Here is a 16703-nt window from a genome sequence, read left to right on the forward strand (position 1 = left end):
GATTATTTGAAAGTGTGTGTGAAATCGGTTTTCCACACACACTGCAATTTAGACAAGCGGTCTAATTTGTAAATCATTTTGCAAAAATGACCGCTTGTTTGGCGTTATTTACGCCCTACGCCAAGGAACGAAAGTCCAGTCGTTGGAAGTGGTTGGAAATCGGTTAGGACTTTATCATTCCACGCGGTTGGCAATTTGCGATGCACAATCGGGTAAAGTGGCGCTTGTTCAGCAATGATATTGATTGCTTTTGTCCAAGCCTCTTTCGCACCAGCTGGGTTTTTCACTGCTTCGTCTAAGAGTTTTTGCACTTCTGCATATTCTGGGGTATTTGCCCAACGGAAACGGCGTTTTGGCCATACATCACCACGGTACCACCAGCTTAATAATAAGTCTAAGTCGTTACCGAACACAGAAGGGTCACCTGGGGCGATAACAACATCAAAGTTACCGGTATCAACGTGTGAACCGTAAAGTGCACCAGATTGTAAGTGTTGTAAGCTGACTTTCACACCTTTAAGGCTATTCCAAGATTCTAAAATCAATGGCGCACATTCTTTCACCCAGCTGTGATCTGTGGTAAGCAATTCAAATTTAAGCTCAGTTAAACCTGCTTCGGCTAATAACGCTTCTGCTTTCGCTTTATCGAAGGTGTAATCAGTCGTTGCTTTCACATAGTCTGGGTGTGTGGTTTGCACATAAGAACTTGCTGTTTGTGCGTTACCTAAGAAAACAACATCAATGAGTTTTTGTGTATCAATGGCATAGTGTAATGCTTGGCGTACTTTCGGATTGTTAAACGGTGCTTTTTCACAGTTAAACATTAAGAAGAGTAAACCGAAAGATTGTACTGATTCTACTTTGCCTTTGCGTTTTAAGCGTTCTGAATCTAAATAAGGAACAGATTCAATTGCTTGTACACGTCCAGATTCTTGCGCAGTAACACGAGCTGCATCATCTGAAAGTAAGAACCAAGTCATTTTAGAAACTAATGCAGGGTATGCGCCATTGTAACCATCGAACCCTTCAAACACGATACGGTCATCTTTGGTTGCAGAAACAAATTTATAAGGGCCTGAACCGATAGGTTTAGCATCGAATGCCGCTTGACCTGCTTCTACAGCATGTTTTGGTACAATTTTTACAATAGTTAAACGTTCTTTAAACAGAGCAAATGGATATTTTAATTTGAACTCCACGACTTTATCGTCTAACGCTTTTACTGATTCAATAAACGGAATAAATTGAGCGAATAATGAGGCTTTCGCTGGATCTAATACACGTTCGAAGGAATAGACCACATCCTCGGTGGTTACAGGTGTGCCATCGTGGAATTTAGCCCCTTCTCTTAAGGTAATGTGATAAGTCGTTTCATCTTTTTGTTCAGGCTCTTTTGCTGCTAACGCTAAATAAGGTTGGCGAGTTGCTGGATGTAAATCAACTAAACCTTCAAAAATATGCAAGTTTGCAGCCATAGAAGAAGCACCACTTGAGGTAAGCGGGTCAAAACCGGTTGAAATCGGATAAGCGATCCCTGCTTCAATTGTGGAACCAGCAGCTGGTGCAGCAAAGGCTTTATTCGTAAATGTGCCTAAAGTGCTACTAAAGGCAAAACCTGCGCCCACACCTGCTAATAATTTCATGAAGTGGCGACGAGATGGGTTGAGTTCAAATTGAGTACCCATAATATGCTCCTTAAATAAGAGAATATGAAAGATAAGAGAGTAATAAGAGCAATGCTCTGTTGTGCGTATCATACTCTGCTTGTTTTAAATTTAGCAATCTGTTTTGGAGTTTTATTTCAAAAATGAGATCGACATCACAAATTTATAAAAAAAAGATGAAGTAATACTTCAAAGTAGCTATAATCAGCCCACAAATTTGAATGGAGGCTATCATGCTGACAGATCAAGACATTTATTCACGCTATGTTGAAAAAAAAGCAGAGTTTGAGAAAATGGCCCCAATTACCTTAATCGGGCATTCATTGTTTGATATGTGGCAAAACATCGAACCAGAATGCTGCTTAAAAGGTAAAGCGGTTGCAAACTTAGGCATTAGTGGGGTAAGTACTCGGCAGTATTTAGATGTGATTGCCAAAGAAAAACGGATTACTCATTTGGGTAAAACGGTATTTATCTTTTTAGGTGTAAACGATATTGTCAAAGAGCCTGATTATTCTCCGGCTAAAGTGTTGGATTGGATTTTGCAAATTTTGACAGAAATTCGACCGCTTGCAGCCCCTCAAACTCACTATTTTTTGCTTGAAGCCACACCAGTGAATCAAATCTCAACGGTAACAAATGTGCAAATCATTCACTTAAATACTTATTTACGTGAGCATTGTCCAGAGATGATGACCTTTGTGCCAACCTATCAGGCATTCTTGGATGAAAACGGCAATTTGGATGCCACACTTAGCATAGATGGCTTGCATTTTAATGCAGCAGGGTATGCTCGACTAACAAAAATTCTTGAAAATTATTTATAGGAGGCGATATGTCTGAGTTAAATCGCAGTGCGCTTAAACAGATTGAGCATGGATTGATAGCATCCTGCCAACCAGTAGATAATGGTCCGATGGACGATCCATCCATTGTTGCAGCGATGGCTGCAGCTTCCGTGGCTGGTGGTGCTGCCGGTATTCGAATTGAAGGTGTTGAGAACTTAAAGGCTGCTCGAGCAGCGGTTAAGGTGCCAATTATCGGTATTGTTAAGCGAGATTTACCTGATAGTCCTATTCGCATTACGCCATTTTTAGAAGATATTGATGCATTAGCGAAAGCGGGCGCAGATATTATTGCAGTCGATGGTACAGATCGAATTCGCCCTGTTGATTTACCAACGGCGGTTAAACGTATCCATGACAACGGCTGTTTAGCAATGGCGGATTGCTCAAATTTAAGTGAAGGGCTTTATTGCCAACAACTTGGTTTTGATATTATCGGCAGCACAATGTCAGGTTATACTGGAGGAGAAATTCCTGCTGAACCAGATTATCAACTGGTGAAAGATCTCAAAGCAGCAGGCTGTTTTGTTATGGCAGAAGGGCGGTACAATACGCCAGAGCTTGCCAAAACCGCGATTGAAATTGGTGCTGATGCAGTGACTGTCGGTTCAGCCTTAACCCGTTTAGAACATATTGTTTCTTGGTTTGTGAAAGCCATTCACTCGGCGAAAGCTTAAGGAGAGCTTATGCGTTGTCTAGCCATTGATATTGGAGGCACGAAAATCGCCAGCGCTTTGGTAGAAAATAATCAATTAAGCGATCGATTACAAATTCGAACGCCACAAGCTGAAGGCGCACAAGCGATGCATCAAGCTTTAGCTGAGTTAGTAGCGCATTATCAAGGTCAGTTTGATGCCATTAGTGTGGCTTCTACTGGGATTATTAACCAAGGTGTTTTAACGGCGCTCAATCCAAAAAATTTAGGTGGGTTGGCAGAGTTTCCATTAAAAGAGAGTTTTGCGCGCCATACCGATAAACCTATTTTCTTACTCAATGACGTACAAGCAGCAGCTTGTGCAGAGTATCAACATGAAGACAAAGCATTAGTTCAAAATTTTGTCTTTATTACGGTTTCCACTGGCGTAGGTGGCGGCATTATTCAACAAGGAAAATTGTTGTGTGAACCTCGTGGAATTGCGGGGCATATCGGGCATACCTTGGCAGATCCTAACGGCTCAGTATGTGGTTGTGGCAGACGCGGATGTGTAGAAGCCATCGCTTCAGGTCGTGCAATTGAAGCGGTTTCTAGCCAATGGGAGAAACCATGTAGCCCGAAAGAGGTGTTTGAGCGCTACCATGAAAACGATCCACAATCGGTCGAATTAGTTGAAAGATCTGCAAAAGCGATTGCTAATTTAATTGCAGATTTAGTGATTGGTTTAGATACACAAAAAGTGGTGTTAGGTGGCAGTGTAGGTTTAGCTAAAGGCTATTTAGCTTGTGTGACACGGCATTTAAATGCAATGCCACATTTTTATCAATGTGATTTGACAGCTGCTCAATATGGTGGTGATGCTGGTTTAATCGGCGCTGCTGCATGGGCAGAACAACAAATTTAATTTAATTCGTTTCAAATAAGGAATACAAAATGAAAAATTTAAAAGGTATCTTCAGTGCATTATTAGTTTCATTTAATGAAGATGGCTCTATCAACGAAAAAGGCTTACGCCAAATTATTCGCCATAATATTGATAAAATGAAAGTAGATGGCTTATATGTTGGTGGTTCAACGGGTGAAAACTTTATGCTTTCAACTGCTGAGAAAAAAGAAATTTTCCGCATCGCAAAAGATGAAGCAAAAGATGAAATTGCATTAATTGCTCAAGTTGGTAGTGTTAATTTACAAGAAGCGGTAGAGCTTGGTAAATATGCAACAGAATTAGGTTATGACAGCTTATCTGCGGTTACACCGTTCTACTACAAATTTAGCTTTGCTGAAATCAAACACTACTACGATACCATTATTGCAGAAACTGGTAACAATATGATTGTGTATTCAATTCCGTTCTTAACAGGCGTTAATATTGGGGTTGAGCAATTTGGTGAGCTTTACCAAAACCCGAAAATCTTAGGGGTAAAATTCACAGCAGGTGATTTTTATTTATTAGAACGTTTGAAAAAAGCATATCCAAACCATTTAATTTGGGCTGGTTTCGATGAAATGATGTTACCAGCGGCAGCTTTAGGAGTAGATGGCGCTATTGGTTCAACCTTTAACGTTAACGGTATTCGCGCGCGTCAAATTTTTGAATTAACCCAACAAGGTAAATTAGCTGAAGCGCTTGCAGTACAACATGTCACCAACGATTTAATTGAAGGTATTTTAGCAAATGGCTTATATCTCACCATTAAAGAAATCTTAAAATGCCAAGGCGTTGATGCAGGCTACTGCCGTGAGCCAATGACCGCGAAAGCAACTGCGAAACAATTAGAAGTTGCTAAAGGCTTATATGAGAAATTTATTGCTTAATTGCAAAGTAATAGAAAAATAAGACCGCTTGCGGTGATAAAAACTTAAATTTCACTTAGGTTTGAATTGTCCCCTCTTATGAAAGAGGGGGCAATAATAAGCTATCTTAACAAAAGGAATTTTTATGCGTCTTGTTCCCCTAGATACGGCAAATGATGTTGCAGTGTGGTCAGCACGCTATATTGCCAATAAAATCAATGCTTTCCAGCCGACAGCGGATAAGCCTTTCGTTTTGGGATTACCAACTGGCGGTACTCCGCTTAAAACTTATCAAGAATTGATCAAACTCTATCAACAAGGCGTGGTGAGTTTTAAGCATGTAGTGACTTTTAACATGGATGAGTATGTAGGGCTTCCGGCAGAGCATCCTGAAAGTTATCACACCTTTATGCACAAAAACTTCTTTAGCCATATTGATATTCCATCAGAAAACATCAATTTGCTTGATGGTATGGCAGAAGATTTAACCGCAGAATGTGCCCGTTATGAAGAGAAAATTCAGTCTTATGGCAAAATTAATCTCTTTATGGGTGGCGTTGGCGTAGATGGTCATGTGGCATTTAATGAGCCGGGTTCTTCATTAAGTTCTCGCACCCGTATAAAAACATTGACGGAAGACACGATCATTGCAAACTCGCGTTTCTTTAATAACGATGTTAATCAAGTGCCGCAATTTGCGCTAACCGTTGGTGTTGGGACTTTGCTTGATGCTGAAGAAGTATTGATTTTGGTCACAGGATACAACAAGGCTTTAGCACTGCAAGCTTGCGTAGAAGGTGCTATTAACCATATGTGGACAATTTCTGCGCTACAAATGCATAAGCACGCATTAGTTGTTTGTGATGAGCCAGCCACACAAGAGCTTAAAGTGAAAACAATCAAATACTTCAAACAACTTGAATTGCATGTTGCTCGTTAAGATAGCACAACAAATTTAGTGGTATCTTATTAAGATAAGAAAACGGAAAAACAAGCGGTCTATTTCACTTCATTTTTTGCAAAAATGGAGGAGAAATCGACCGCTTGTTGTTTTTTAAGAAACTTTTTGGCGTATAATTTCTCAAAATGTGATGCAGTTGGCATTTTTATTTTTCGATAATTGATAAACTTTTATCAAAATTTTAAAACAATTAAGAGTGAGGTGATTTTATGTTTAATCCTATTGAACAAGAACTAGCGCAACTTGGTATTACTCAAGTAAAAGAAATTGTTCGTAATCCGAGCTATGAGCAACTTTTTGAAGAGGAAATGGCATCTAACCTTGAAGGTTATGAAAAAGGCGTATTAACGAATACTGGTGCAGTTGCTGTGGATACAGGGATCTTTACTGGTCGCTCTCCAAAAGATAAATATATCGTTTATGATGATTCTTCAAAAGAGCATGTTTGGTGGACAAGTGATACAGCAAAAAACGATAATAAACCAATGACACCAGAAACTTGGAAAAGCTTAAAAGCATTAGTGACTGGTGAGCTTTCTGGCAAACGTCTTTTCGTGATTGACGCTTTCTGTGGGGCAAGCGAACATCACCGTTTAGCCGTGCGTATTATTACCGAAGTAGCATGGCAAGCGCACTTTGTGAAAAATATGTTTATTCGCCCAACAGAAGAAGAATTAAAAACATTTAAGCCTGATTTCGTAGTATTAAATGGTTCTAAAGTAACTAACCCAAACTGGAAAGAACAAGGCTTAAATTCTGAAAACTTTGTCGCGTTTAACTTAACTGAACACATACAGTTAATTGGTGGTACCTGGTACGGCGGTGAGATGAAAAAAGGTATGTTCTCAATGATGAACTACTTATTACCGTTAAAAGGTGTTGCTTCAATGCACTGTTCAGCAAACGTTGGCGAGGATGGCGATGTAGCCGTATTCTTCGGTTTATCTGGTACAGGTAAAACAACACTTTCAACTGATCCAAAACGTAAATTGATTGGTGACGATGAGCACGGTTGGGATGAAAGTGGCGTATTCAACTACGAAGGTGGTTGCTATGCGAAAACAATCAACTTAAGTGCTGAAAATGAACCAGATATTTACCGCGCAATTCGCCGTGATGCATTATTAGAAAACGTGGTTGTACGTGCAGATGGTTCAATTGACTTTGCAGACGGTTCAAAAACTGAAAATACACGTGTTTCTTACCCAATTTATCACATTGATAACATTGTGGAACCTGTGTCAAAAGCAGGTCATGCGAAAAAAGTGATCTTCTTAACCGCAGATGCATTCGGCGTATTACCACCAGTATCTAAATTAACCCCAGAACAAACCAAATATTACTTCTTATCTGGTTTTACCGCAAAATTAGCTGGTACAGAGCGTGGTATTACTGAACCAACGCCAACCTTCTCAGCATGCTTTGGTGCAGCGTTCTTATCACTACATCCAACAAAATATGCAGAAGTGTTAGTTAAACGTATGGAAGCAGCAGGCGCAGAAGCTTACTTAGTAAATACAGGCTGGAACGGCACAGGTAAACGTATTTCTATTAAAGATACTCGCGGTATTATTGATGCTATTTTAGATGGTTCAATTGAAAAAGCAGAAATGGGTGAATTACCAATCTTTAACTTGGCAATTCCAAAAGCGTTACCAAATGTAGACCCAGCAATTTTAGATCCGCGTGACACTTATGCTGACAAAGCACAATGGCAAACTAAAGCAGTAGATTTAGCAGACCGTTTTGTGAAAAACTTTGTGAAATATACAACGAATGATGAAGGTAAAGCATTAGTTGCTGCAGGCCCAAAACCTTAAGTTTAAAGCCTTAAAATTCTGATTTAGCCCCGTTTTCGGGGCTATTTTTTTGGAAGTTTCGCAATTCTTAATTTAGTACTCAAGTCAAAATTCTAAATCATAAGAATGTAATGTATTTATGCTAGTATAGTATTTGCTGATATAATGCAAAAATCAGAATTTAAAAAAGAAAGCTTAGGAAAGGATAATGATTCATTCAAATAACGACTATATGAATATCGCTTTTACAATTGATGCAAAATATACCCCTCATTTAGAGGCGTTAATTAAATCTATTTGCTACTATAACCAGAAAGTTAATTTTTATGTTTTACACAATGATATCCCACAAGAATGGTTTGAAGGTATTCAATCTAAACTTGAAAAAATAGGGCATCATTTATTTTCTATTCATATTTCAGATGATGTTTTTAAAAATTATAAAACGTTAGATCATATTTCTTCTTCAAGTAGTTATTACCGTTTAATGATTCCTAACTTAATTCATCAAGAACGCGTGTTATATTTAGATGCGGATATTATTGTAAATGGTTCATTATCTGAATTTTATTATAGTGATCTTAATGGGGCTCCTGTCGGGGTCATAAAAGATTATGGACTAGGAGAATATTTCCCTTTTACTTATTTAGATAAATCAGTTTCAACAAAATATTTTAATAGCGGTGTTTTACTGATTGATTGTGTTCAATGGCGAGAAAAAGGGATCGTTGATACATTGCTGAAAACAGCCGAGGAATATGCTGAACAAGTGTTATATGGTGATCAGTGTATTTTGAATATGGTTTTACGAGAAAAGGCAAAATATTACGGTTTAGCTAATAATGTTCAAGTTCAATATATTGAAGCAATTAAACAACAGTACGGGACTAATAAAGTTGAGTTAGAGACTTCTCCAAGGATTATCCATTATGCAGCAAAACACAAACCTTGGGATAATCAAAATCCAGAATTATTTGAACGAGAGAAATACTGGTTTTTCCGTCATTTAGATTGGGCGTATTTAATTATGCGCCCAAATCAAGATTTATAAATGTAACAATTACGCTAGAAAACTAGCGTAATCTACCAGCAAGATCAAGAATAAGTTTTGCCAATACGGGAAGCGGATCATTATTCATTAAATGTTGGTATTTTAATGGTAATTTTGTTGAGCGTAATGGTTGTTGATGAGCGACCTGTGTTTGTGTGGCATCAGATGCACGATATTTATAGGCAATGAAACGAAGTTGTTCAATGGATATTTGCATATGTTGAGAGAGCAAATCACGTAACTGGTTTTCCCAAGCTAAATCACGATAGCCTTTTTTTTCCATGACCATCGTAATAGATTTTTCTAAGACTTTTTTAATTTGCTGTGCGGTTGAACGAATTGGATAATGCCCTAGCCATAGCTCATCTGTTTCAATAAATTCAGCACTGAATCTATTGATAAACCAATGGTAGAATTGGTAGCTATTTGGTGCAATAAATACAAGGCTCTTTATTTCTTTACCACTGCTATCTCTTACGTAATGGTTCCCAATAGTTAATGTACAGGTTTCTGCAATTGCTCTAGGAATAATTACTTTAGGCGTGAGAATTTCTTCTTTACGTTGATCTGTAAAATGATAAAGAAAATCAGGATCGTGTTCTGTAGTATTTGGGAGATAACCTCGCCAAGTATACATTCCAACACGATCTTGAGGGATTAGTTTTAGAAAAATATCTAATGTTTCACGAGAATGGCAATAAATAAACTCATCAGCGTCTAATGGAAAGATATAGTCAATACTATTATCGTTATTTATAATATGACGCATGATATTATTTAAGATCCGTTCCTGTGCGTATTCTAATTCATTGTAGTGGTAAATATGAAGTGGTAACCCTTCTTCTTTTAAAAGTGTTAGAATTTCTCTGGTATTATCGCTGCTATTATGATCGATAATATGAAGTTCATCTAATAATGTTAAATTATGTCGAACAAAAGTTTCAATAACATCACTTTCATTACGAACCATACTTAATCCAACCAGCTTTTGATTCATTTTTTATTTTATCCTATATGGAAAGAGACAACCTTTTAAAGATGCTCTTTGGCAAATTTTAAATTTTCTTGGAAACGTTTTCTATCTTGCTCTGGAATAGATGAATTTTTGAGTAATTCTACACAAAGGTCATGACATAATTGGTAATTTCCCACCCAATATGCACTAACCGCAAGTTCGTCTTTGGCTTTCCATTCATAAACGGAGTGATCGACAAAAAGAATATCATTATTTAATGGAATGCTCGCCGCTGCATTAGCGTAAATATAAGCAAGTTTAATTTTATCGTGAAAACGTAGTTGTCTTGCTAAATGATAAAGACTTTCAGCACGTTGCGGTCGATATTCATAAGCGGCTAATAATAAACTTTGCACTTCATCGAGCGAGGCGTTTAATTCAATTTTTAGTAAGGCAATTTGAAGAAGTGAATAGTAAACTTCTTCATACCACTCTCCTAAATTAGCGCGTTTGGCATACCATTCAATCGCTTTTTGAGGTATATCTGCATCACGATAGGATTGTGCAGTATAAAATGCGTAGCGACTTTTAAGATCTTCATCTTCAGGGGCATAAAAGGCTTTTTCTAAAACTTGTGCATCGTGCAGGTATTTTTGTGCATTTTGGCTACGTGCACCAAAACGGCCACTAATTATAAAATAGTCACCAGATAGATTTTGTTTTACAGAGGTTTTTTTGCGTTGTTCAATAAATTCATGTAATACGCCACGCCAGTAAAAGCCACCATCGTTAGTAAAAAGTAATGGACGGTAATAGACATTAGCGCCAGAAATGCCATTTGCCATACGCAAATAGTAGCAATCCGAGGTCAGTTCTTCTGGCAGAACAAAGTTACCTGTAAAGCGATCATCGGCATCAAAAATTAAAACGTAATCTGTTTTACCTTCAGCGTGTTTTAGGGCACAGTTGCGATTATGCGCAAAATTCACCCATTCATCGTGGTGAATTTCACCTTTAATGCCTTTTTCATTGAAAAAGTTTTCGATAATTTCAGCAGTGTTATCATCTGAACCCGTGTCACTGATCACATAATAATCTAGCGGAATGTGTGAAGTAATATTTTCCAGCGTGTCTCTAATGATGGCGGATTCATTTTTGACAATCATATTCAAACAGATAGTTTTTTTATTCGTCTTTTTATTAGCTTTTTTAGCCATAGCTTAGGTATCCTTTAGGTATAGAACATCATGTTATTTTTACAATATGAAGTATTATAGAAAAAATACCATGGCGGATGTGAAAACGATTGTAAAAAATTTGCAAAATTCTCTAAAAAAACGACCGCTTATTCGCTATACTTGAACCCATTCAATATCTTCAGCATAAACAAAAGAGGACACTATGCTCAAAATTTATAATACGTTAAAACGTGAGAAAGAAGAATTTAAGCCGATTAACCCGAATCAAGTTGGTATGTATGTCTGTGGGGTAACGGTTTACGATCTTTGTCATTTTGGGCATGGGCGAACTTTTGTTTCTTTTGATGTGATTGTGCGTTATTTACGTTATTTAGGTTACAACCTGCGTTATGTACGTAATATTACGGATGTGGACGATAAAATCATTAAACGTGCGCTCGAAAACAACGAAACTTGTGATGCGCTTGTTGAAAGAATGATTGCAGAAATGCATAAAGATTTTGATGATCTCAACATTCTGCGCCCAGATGTTGAGCCACGTGCCACTCAACATATCCCAGAAATCATTGCAATGGTCGAAAAGCTGATTGCTAAAGGGCATGCTTATGTGGCAGCTGATGGCGATGTGATGTTTGATGTGGAATCGTTCTCGCAATATGGCGCGCTTTCTCGCCAAAACCTAGCGCAGTTACAGGCAGGCGCGCGTGTTGAAATTAAATCGGTGAAGAAAAATCCGATGGATTTCGTATTATGGAAAATGTCTAAAGAGAATGAGCCAAGTTGGGAAAGCCCGTGGGGCAATGGTCGTCCGGGTTGGCATATCGAATGTTCCGCGATGAATAGCCAAGAATTGGGCGAACATTTTGATATTCATGGTGGCGGTTCAGATTTAATGTTCCCGCATCATGAAAATGAAATTGCACAATCTTGCTGTGCGCATGGTGGCGAATATGTCAATTACTGGCTTCATACAGGCATGTTGACGATTGATAAAGAAAAAATGTCTAAATCGCTAGGCAATTTCTTCAGCATTCGCCATATGCTTGGCTTATATGATGCAGAAAGTTTGCGTTATTTCTTCCTCACCGCGCATTATCGTAGTTTGTTAGATTATAGCGTGGATAATTTAGATTTAGCCCGTTCAGCGCTAGAGCGTTTATATACCGCATTGCGAGGTTGTGATTTAACTGTTGCACCAGCAGGCGGAGAGCAGTATATCAGCGCATTTGAAACTGCAATGAATGATGATTTTAATACCCCAGGCGCATTAGCCGTGCTATTTGAAATCGCACGCGAAGTGAATAAATTAAAAGCGGAAGACCCAGCGCAAGCTAATGGCTTGGCGGTTCGTTTAAAAGCATTAGCGGGCGTATTAGGCTTGTTAGAGCAAGACCCAGAGAGTTTCTTAAAAGGCGAATCTAATGCAGATGAAGCAGCGGAAATAGAAGCACTGATTGCAAAACGTAACGAAGCCAAAGCAGCTAAAAACTGGGCTGTAGCAGATGAAGTGCGCGATAAACTCAAAGCAATGAATATTGTGTTAGAAGATACGCCAAACGGAACCACTTGGCGTAAAGCGTAACCTCAATTGAAAGGGCGTGTTTTGAATTACACGCCCTTTTTTATGCGTGAATCCTTTTCTCTTTTTCTAACCGAATCGCTTTAATACGCCGTTTATTTAATTCTTCACGAATCGCTTGTTTTTCAAAGCCATCGGCAATCACCGCTTGCACATCAACTTGTAACGCTGCTTGCCAGTAGCGTTTAGCCAATGCTGCTTGTGGATATTCCCGTTGCTCAAAACCTAATCGCCCACGGGCATCTGCCTCGCAAGCGAATAAGAAATCTTGAAAGCGAGCAGGGCGACGCCAAACGTCCAACGCATTAAATAACTTCAACACTGTTTCAGGGCGAAGTTCTGAGATTTTATGGCAGTGCGTGTGATATTCAGTCACTAACAGCGCTAAACTTTTTTCATCATCAGAGACTTTCAATCGATTCGATAATGCTCTTACAGGTGCAATGCCTTTTTGTTCATGCCCGTAGTGATGGGGCAGCATTTCCGCTGGCGTTAAGCCTTTGCCTAAATCGTGGCAGAGTGCAGCAAAAAGTAAAGCGGTCGGATTTTCTGCCTGTTTTGTAAATTGTTTTGCTTGGGTCAGCACCATTAAAGTATGCACACCGCTATCAATTTCTGGATGATGTTTTTCTGGCTGTGGTTTACCAAAAAGGGCATCTAATTCAGGGAATAATACGGCTAGCGCGCCAATTTCACGCAGCAGTGAAAAATAGATGGCTGGCGAATCGGTTTCAAAAGCTTTTTGCGTTTCTAGCCAAACCCGTTCAGGGGTAAGGTGAGCAAGCTCTCCGCAAGCGGTCATATTTTGCATCAGTTTTACCGTTTCTTCTGCCACGCGAAACCCCATTGAATGAAAACGTGCAGCAAAGCGCGCAACACGCAACACTCGCAACGGATCTTCGGCAAACGCTGGGGAAACATGGCGCAGCACTTTATTGGCTAAATCGGCTTGCCCATTAAAGGGGTCGATAATTTCTCCACTGGTTAAATCTTGTGCCATTGCGTTGATAGTCAAATCGCGGCGAATTAAATCTTGCTCAATGGTCACTGTTGGCGAAAAATCGCAAATAAAGCCATGATAACCCGCGCCATTTTTGCGCTCTTGGCGGGCAAGGGCATATTCTTCTTGTGTTTTAGGGTGCAGAAAAACAGGAAATGCTGCGCCTACTTGTTGAAAGCCTTCTGCCAGCAGCATTTCAGGGGTTGCGCCTACCACCAAAAAATCCCGATCTTTAACGGGCAGATTTAATAATTGGTCGCGCACCGCACCACCAACAAGATAGGTTTTCATATATTATTCTCTTTTATTGATTGATATAAAAAGGGCGCATTTAATGCGCCCTATCATCTTATTCTACGCTGACGGATTCAATCACAACATCTTCTTTTGGCACATCTTGGTGGAAACCTTTGTTACCTGTGGCAACCCCTTTAATTTTATCTACGATGTCCATGCCTTCAACCACCTCGCCGAATACTGCATAGCCCCATTCCTGCACAACAGTTTTGCCAAACATCTCTTTTGAGCGGTAATCTAAAAAGTGATTGTCTGCCACGTTAATAAAAAATTGTGAGCTTGCTGAGTGTGGGTCTGAAGTGCGCGCCATTGCGATGGTGCCACGCTTGTTGCTTAAACCATTGCTCGCTTCATTTTGAATGGGCGCTTTGGTATTTTTTTCAATTAAACCAGCAGTCATGCCACCGCCTTGAATCATAAAGCCATCAATTACACGGTGGAAAATGGTGCCGTTATAAAAACCTTCTTTACAGTAGTCTTCAAAGTTTTTTGCTGTAATGGGTGCTTTTTCAAAATTTAACGCAATTTTAATGTCGCCATAATTGGTGTGTAGGGTAATCATAAAAGTCCTCTTTAGTTTGATGATTTTAGCAAGATTTTAACATAGAAAACGTTTGTCTATAAATGCTCAACATATAAAGCGGTTAAATTTTGCAAAATGGTTGCAAAATTTAACCGCTTGTTTACTTTTTTAAACCAATGTCAAGCAGTAAGATTATGTAAATCACGTTTGAAAATAAGGCTTGTCGCTATATCATAGCAAGGCTAAATTACGAGGATAGTAATTTGCTTGAAGGCTGCATCAAGAGGATGCAGTTATTGTGTATAAATTATTTAAGGAACACAAATTCAATGAACAAAGTCTTTAAAGTTATTTGGAACCACGCAACCCAAACGTGGACGGCGGTTTCCGAATTAGGTCATGCAAAAGGCAAGACTAAATCACAAAAAATTGCAAAATTAACAGCTGTAGCTGGTGCAGTAATAAGCTCGGTGGCGATTTCACAGGGCGCACAGGCAGCGACTAATTTAAATGAACTTGCAAATCTTGGTATTGAACTTAGAAATAGTAAACTCGTTATTACTCCAAATGCTCGTCCGGGCAACTCTGCAACCGATAATTCTATTGTTGTAGGTTATCAAAACACAGCGAGTGGCACTGGCGATGGTAAAACGATTTACGGTGCGAACAATACTGTATCAAGTGATGCAGGTGTTGCTGTAGGTAATAATAACATTGTGAGAGGTGGTGCATCTGTTGCTATGGGTACAAGTACTCAAGCGACAGGTGAAGCAACTGTTGCAATCGGTAACTTAGCAAATGCAACAATGATTCGTACAGTGGCGATTGGTAACAATGCTAATGCAACAAATGTGAATGCGACAGCAATTGGTGACAGAGCTCAAGCTGCTGGCCAAGATACTGTTGCTATTGCAAGTCGTACTCAAGCAACTAGCCATTTAGCGATTGCAATTGGTAAACAAGCTGCATCTAATTCAGGTTTAAAACCAGGTGTAGATAGAGAGAACAATACTGATAAAGAGTCTTCTACCATTGCTATTGGTGCATTTGCTGAGGTAGCTCCTGAAGCGCAAAGTGTATATGCTGGTTCTCAGGGAAGTAATAGTGTGGCAGGTACTGCGCTAGCGGCTGTTGCATTGGGTGAAAAAGCTCGTTCTACACGTGATGGTGCAGTAGCTGTGGGCTCAAAAGCACATGCATATGGCGATAACTCTATCGCAATCGGTTCTTTTGCTAGACCAAACACTGGTGCAACTAATGTAAACTCAATTGCAATTGGTTCTTCATCTAAATCTGATGGTTTTTCATCAGTAGCAATTGGTGGTGGTTCTCAAGCAACTCATGACCACGCAATTGCAGTAGGTCGTACAGCTAAAGCAACTAAAGAAGATGCAACAGCAATCGGTTACAATGCGGCGGCATCTAAAAATAATGCAACAGCAATTGGTCGTGAAGCAGTGGCTTCGGCTAATAATTCAACAGCAATTGGCTTACAATCTAATGCAAGTCGTGAAAACAGCGTAGCGTTAGGTAACGGTTCTAATACTGATAATAAATATGAGCCTACAGATACTGCAACAGTTGGTCGCTATACTTATTCTGGCTTCGCAGGTAACAATAGTACATTAGGTGAAGGCGCTGTAGTTTCTGTGGGTTCTGCAGGTAAAGAGCGTCAAATTCACCATGTTGCGGCAGGTCGTATTTCTTCAACTTCAACAGATGCGATCAATGGTTCGCAATTATATATGGTGGCAGATGCACTTTCTAACCACCATTGGAAGGCTCGTGGTAATGGTACTCCGGTTTCAAGCGTTTATAACGGTGATGTTGTTGATTTCATAAATGGTAAGGCTACAACAGCTCAAGTAACGTATACCCCAGAGACGAAAGATAGTACTGGTAACGTGATTAAGCCAGCTGTAACATGTGTTACATACCATGCAAATATTGAAGCTGGCAACAATATTACTGTTACCTACGATGAAGCGAATAACAAATATATCATTGCAGCAAAAGATGGCGCTAAAGGTAAAGATGGTGTTGATGGTAAGAGCGTTACTGCAACTGTAACCAATAACAATAATGGTACTCATACACTTACTGTTAATAATAGCGACGGCACAACAACCACAACCATTATTAGAGATGGTGCTGTAGGTGCAACAGGTGCTAAAGGTGATACTGGTGCTAAAGGTGACACTGGTGCTAAAGGTGACACTGGCGCTAAAGGTGATGCTGGTGCAACAGGTGCAGCAGGTAAAAATGCAGAAGCTAAAGTTGTAGATAACAACAACGGCACACACACAGTAACTATCGTAGATGGCAACGGTCAAACCACTTCAACTATCGTGAAAGATGGTGCGACAGGTGCTAAAGGTGAC

Annotated in this window: 14 protein-coding genes; 9 read left to right on the plus strand and 5 right to left on the minus strand. The window is 39.4% G+C overall.

Annotated elements, in window-relative coordinates:
* Positions 1 to 104 precede the first annotated feature (104 nt).
* A complete protein-coding gene (locus tag HSP_RS0101010) occupies positions 105 to 1685 on the minus strand; it encodes an ABC transporter substrate-binding protein (RefSeq protein WP_010128191.1) in 1581 nt (526 codons plus the stop codon).
* A gap of 212 nt (positions 1686 to 1897) precedes the next feature.
* Between HSP_RS0101010 and HSP_RS0101015 the strand changes: the two genes are divergently transcribed.
* The 7 genes from HSP_RS0101015 (at position 1898) to HSP_RS0101050 (ending at position 8769) form a co-directional block, all read left to right on the plus strand.
* A complete protein-coding gene (locus tag HSP_RS0101015) occupies positions 1898 to 2491 on the plus strand; it encodes an SGNH/GDSL hydrolase family protein (protein ID WP_010128192.1) in 594 nt (197 codons plus the stop codon).
* A gap of 8 nt (positions 2492 to 2499) precedes the next feature.
* A complete protein-coding gene (locus HSP_RS0101020; RefSeq protein ID WP_010128193.1) occupies positions 2500 to 3186 on the plus strand; it encodes a putative N-acetylmannosamine-6-phosphate 2-epimerase in 687 nt (228 codons plus the stop codon).
* Between the two features lie 9 nt (positions 3187 to 3195).
* A complete protein-coding gene (locus tag HSP_RS0101025; protein ID WP_007523614.1) occupies positions 3196 to 4068 on the plus strand; it encodes an N-acetylmannosamine kinase in 873 nt (290 codons plus the stop codon).
* 29 nt (positions 4069 to 4097) lie between these two features.
* On the plus strand, positions 4098 to 4979 hold the full coding sequence (gene nanA, locus HSP_RS0101030) for an N-acetylneuraminate lyase (RefSeq protein ID WP_007523599.1): 882 nt from the start codon (positions 4098 to 4100) through the stop codon (positions 4977 to 4979).
* 124 nt (positions 4980 to 5103) lie between these two features.
* Positions 5104 to 5898 carry a glucosamine-6-phosphate deaminase gene (gene nagB / locus HSP_RS0101035; RefSeq protein WP_007523607.1) on the plus strand — a complete coding sequence of 265 codons (795 nt, stop codon included), beginning with the start codon at positions 5104 to 5106 and terminating at the stop codon, positions 5896 to 5898.
* Positions 5899 to 6128: 230 nt separating this feature from the next.
* On the plus strand, positions 6129 to 7739 hold the full coding sequence (gene pckA / locus HSP_RS0101045) for a phosphoenolpyruvate carboxykinase (ATP) (RefSeq protein ID WP_010128194.1): 1611 nt from the start codon (positions 6129 to 6131) through the stop codon (positions 7737 to 7739).
* Between the two features lie 187 nt (positions 7740 to 7926).
* Positions 7927 to 8769, plus strand: a complete 843-nt coding sequence (locus HSP_RS0101050) for a glycosyltransferase family 8 protein (RefSeq protein ID WP_010128195.1) — start codon at positions 7927 to 7929, stop codon at positions 8767 to 8769.
* A 22-nt stretch (positions 8770 to 8791) separates the two neighbouring features.
* On the opposite strand, the gene HSP_RS0101055 is transcribed toward HSP_RS0101050, so the two are convergent.
* The gene (locus HSP_RS0101055) at positions 8792 to 9766 is read right to left on the minus strand and encodes a glycosyltransferase family 2 protein (protein ID WP_010128196.1); all 975 of its coding nucleotides are present in this window, start codon (positions 9764 to 9766) and stop codon (positions 8792 to 8794) included.
* A gap of 35 nt (positions 9767 to 9801) precedes the next feature.
* The gene (locus HSP_RS0101060) at positions 9802 to 10941 is read right to left on the minus strand and encodes a glycosyltransferase (RefSeq protein ID WP_007523632.1); all 1140 of its coding nucleotides are present in this window, start codon (positions 10939 to 10941) and stop codon (positions 9802 to 9804) included.
* Positions 10942 to 11125: 184 nt separating this feature from the next.
* Here HSP_RS0101060 and cysS point away from each other — a divergent pair, with 184 nt between their 5' ends.
* Positions 11126 to 12505: a cysteine--tRNA ligase gene (gene cysS / locus HSP_RS0101065; protein ID WP_007523626.1), complete on the plus strand. Its 1380-nt coding sequence runs from the start codon at positions 11126 to 11128 to the stop codon at positions 12503 to 12505.
* Positions 12506 to 12545: 40 nt separating this feature from the next.
* On the opposite strand, the gene HSP_RS0101070 is transcribed toward cysS, so the two are convergent.
* The gene (locus tag HSP_RS0101070; RefSeq protein WP_010128197.1) at positions 12546 to 13793 is read right to left on the minus strand and encodes a multifunctional CCA addition/repair protein; all 1248 of its coding nucleotides are present in this window, start codon (positions 13791 to 13793) and stop codon (positions 12546 to 12548) included.
* A gap of 58 nt (positions 13794 to 13851) precedes the next feature.
* Positions 13852 to 14361 (minus strand): peptidylprolyl isomerase, encoded by a 510-nt coding sequence (locus tag HSP_RS0101075; protein WP_010128199.1) that lies wholly within the window; start codon positions 14359 to 14361, stop codon positions 13852 to 13854.
* 290 nt (positions 14362 to 14651) lie between these two features.
* Here HSP_RS0101075 and HSP_RS11075 point away from each other — a divergent pair.
* Positions 14652 to 16703, plus strand: a 2052-nt coding sequence (locus HSP_RS11075; RefSeq protein WP_010128201.1) for a collagen-flanked surface repeat-containing protein, incomplete at its 3' end; no start/stop codon positions are given.

It is taken from the genome of Haemophilus sputorum CCUG 13788 (genome assembly GCF_000238795.1).
Classification (GTDB): domain Bacteria; phylum Pseudomonadota; class Gammaproteobacteria; order Enterobacterales; family Pasteurellaceae; genus Haemophilus_A; species Haemophilus_A sputorum.

Coding starts and splice junctions, on each gene's coding strand:
- nanA (WP_007523599.1), top strand. CDS start 4,098: ATGAAAAATTTAAAAGGTATCTTCAGTGCATTATTAGTTTCATTTAAT.
- nagB (WP_007523607.1), top strand. CDS start 5,104: ATGCGTCTTGTTCCCCTAGATACGGCAAATGATGTTGCAGTGTGGTCA.
- cysS (WP_007523626.1), top strand. CDS start 11,126: ATGCTCAAAATTTATAATACGTTAAAACGTGAGAAAGAAGAATTTAAG.
- HSP_RS0101015 (WP_010128192.1), top strand. CDS start 1,898: ATGCTGACAGATCAAGACATTTATTCACGCTATGTTGAAAAAAAAGCA.
- HSP_RS0101075 (WP_010128199.1), bottom strand. CDS start 14,361: ATGATTACCCTACACACCAATTATGGCGACATTAAAATTGCGTTAAAT.
- pckA (WP_010128194.1), top strand. CDS start 6,129: ATGTTTAATCCTATTGAACAAGAACTAGCGCAACTTGGTATTACTCAA.
- HSP_RS0101020 (WP_010128193.1), top strand. CDS start 2,500: ATGTCTGAGTTAAATCGCAGTGCGCTTAAACAGATTGAGCATGGATTG.
- HSP_RS0101010 (WP_010128191.1), bottom strand. CDS start 1,685: ATGGGTACTCAATTTGAACTCAACCCATCTCGTCGCCACTTCATGAAA.
- HSP_RS0101025 (WP_007523614.1), top strand. CDS start 3,196: ATGCGTTGTCTAGCCATTGATATTGGAGGCACGAAAATCGCCAGCGCT.
- HSP_RS0101060 (WP_007523632.1), bottom strand. CDS start 10,941: ATGGCTAAAAAAGCTAATAAAAAGACGAATAAAAAAACTATCTGTTTG.
- HSP_RS0101070 (WP_010128197.1), bottom strand. CDS start 13,793: ATGAAAACCTATCTTGTTGGTGGTGCGGTGCGCGACCAATTATTAAAT.
- HSP_RS0101050 (WP_010128195.1), top strand. CDS start 7,927: ATGATTCATTCAAATAACGACTATATGAATATCGCTTTTACAATTGAT.
- HSP_RS0101055 (WP_010128196.1), bottom strand. CDS start 9,766: ATGAATCAAAAGCTGGTTGGATTAAGTATGGTTCGTAATGAAAGTGAT.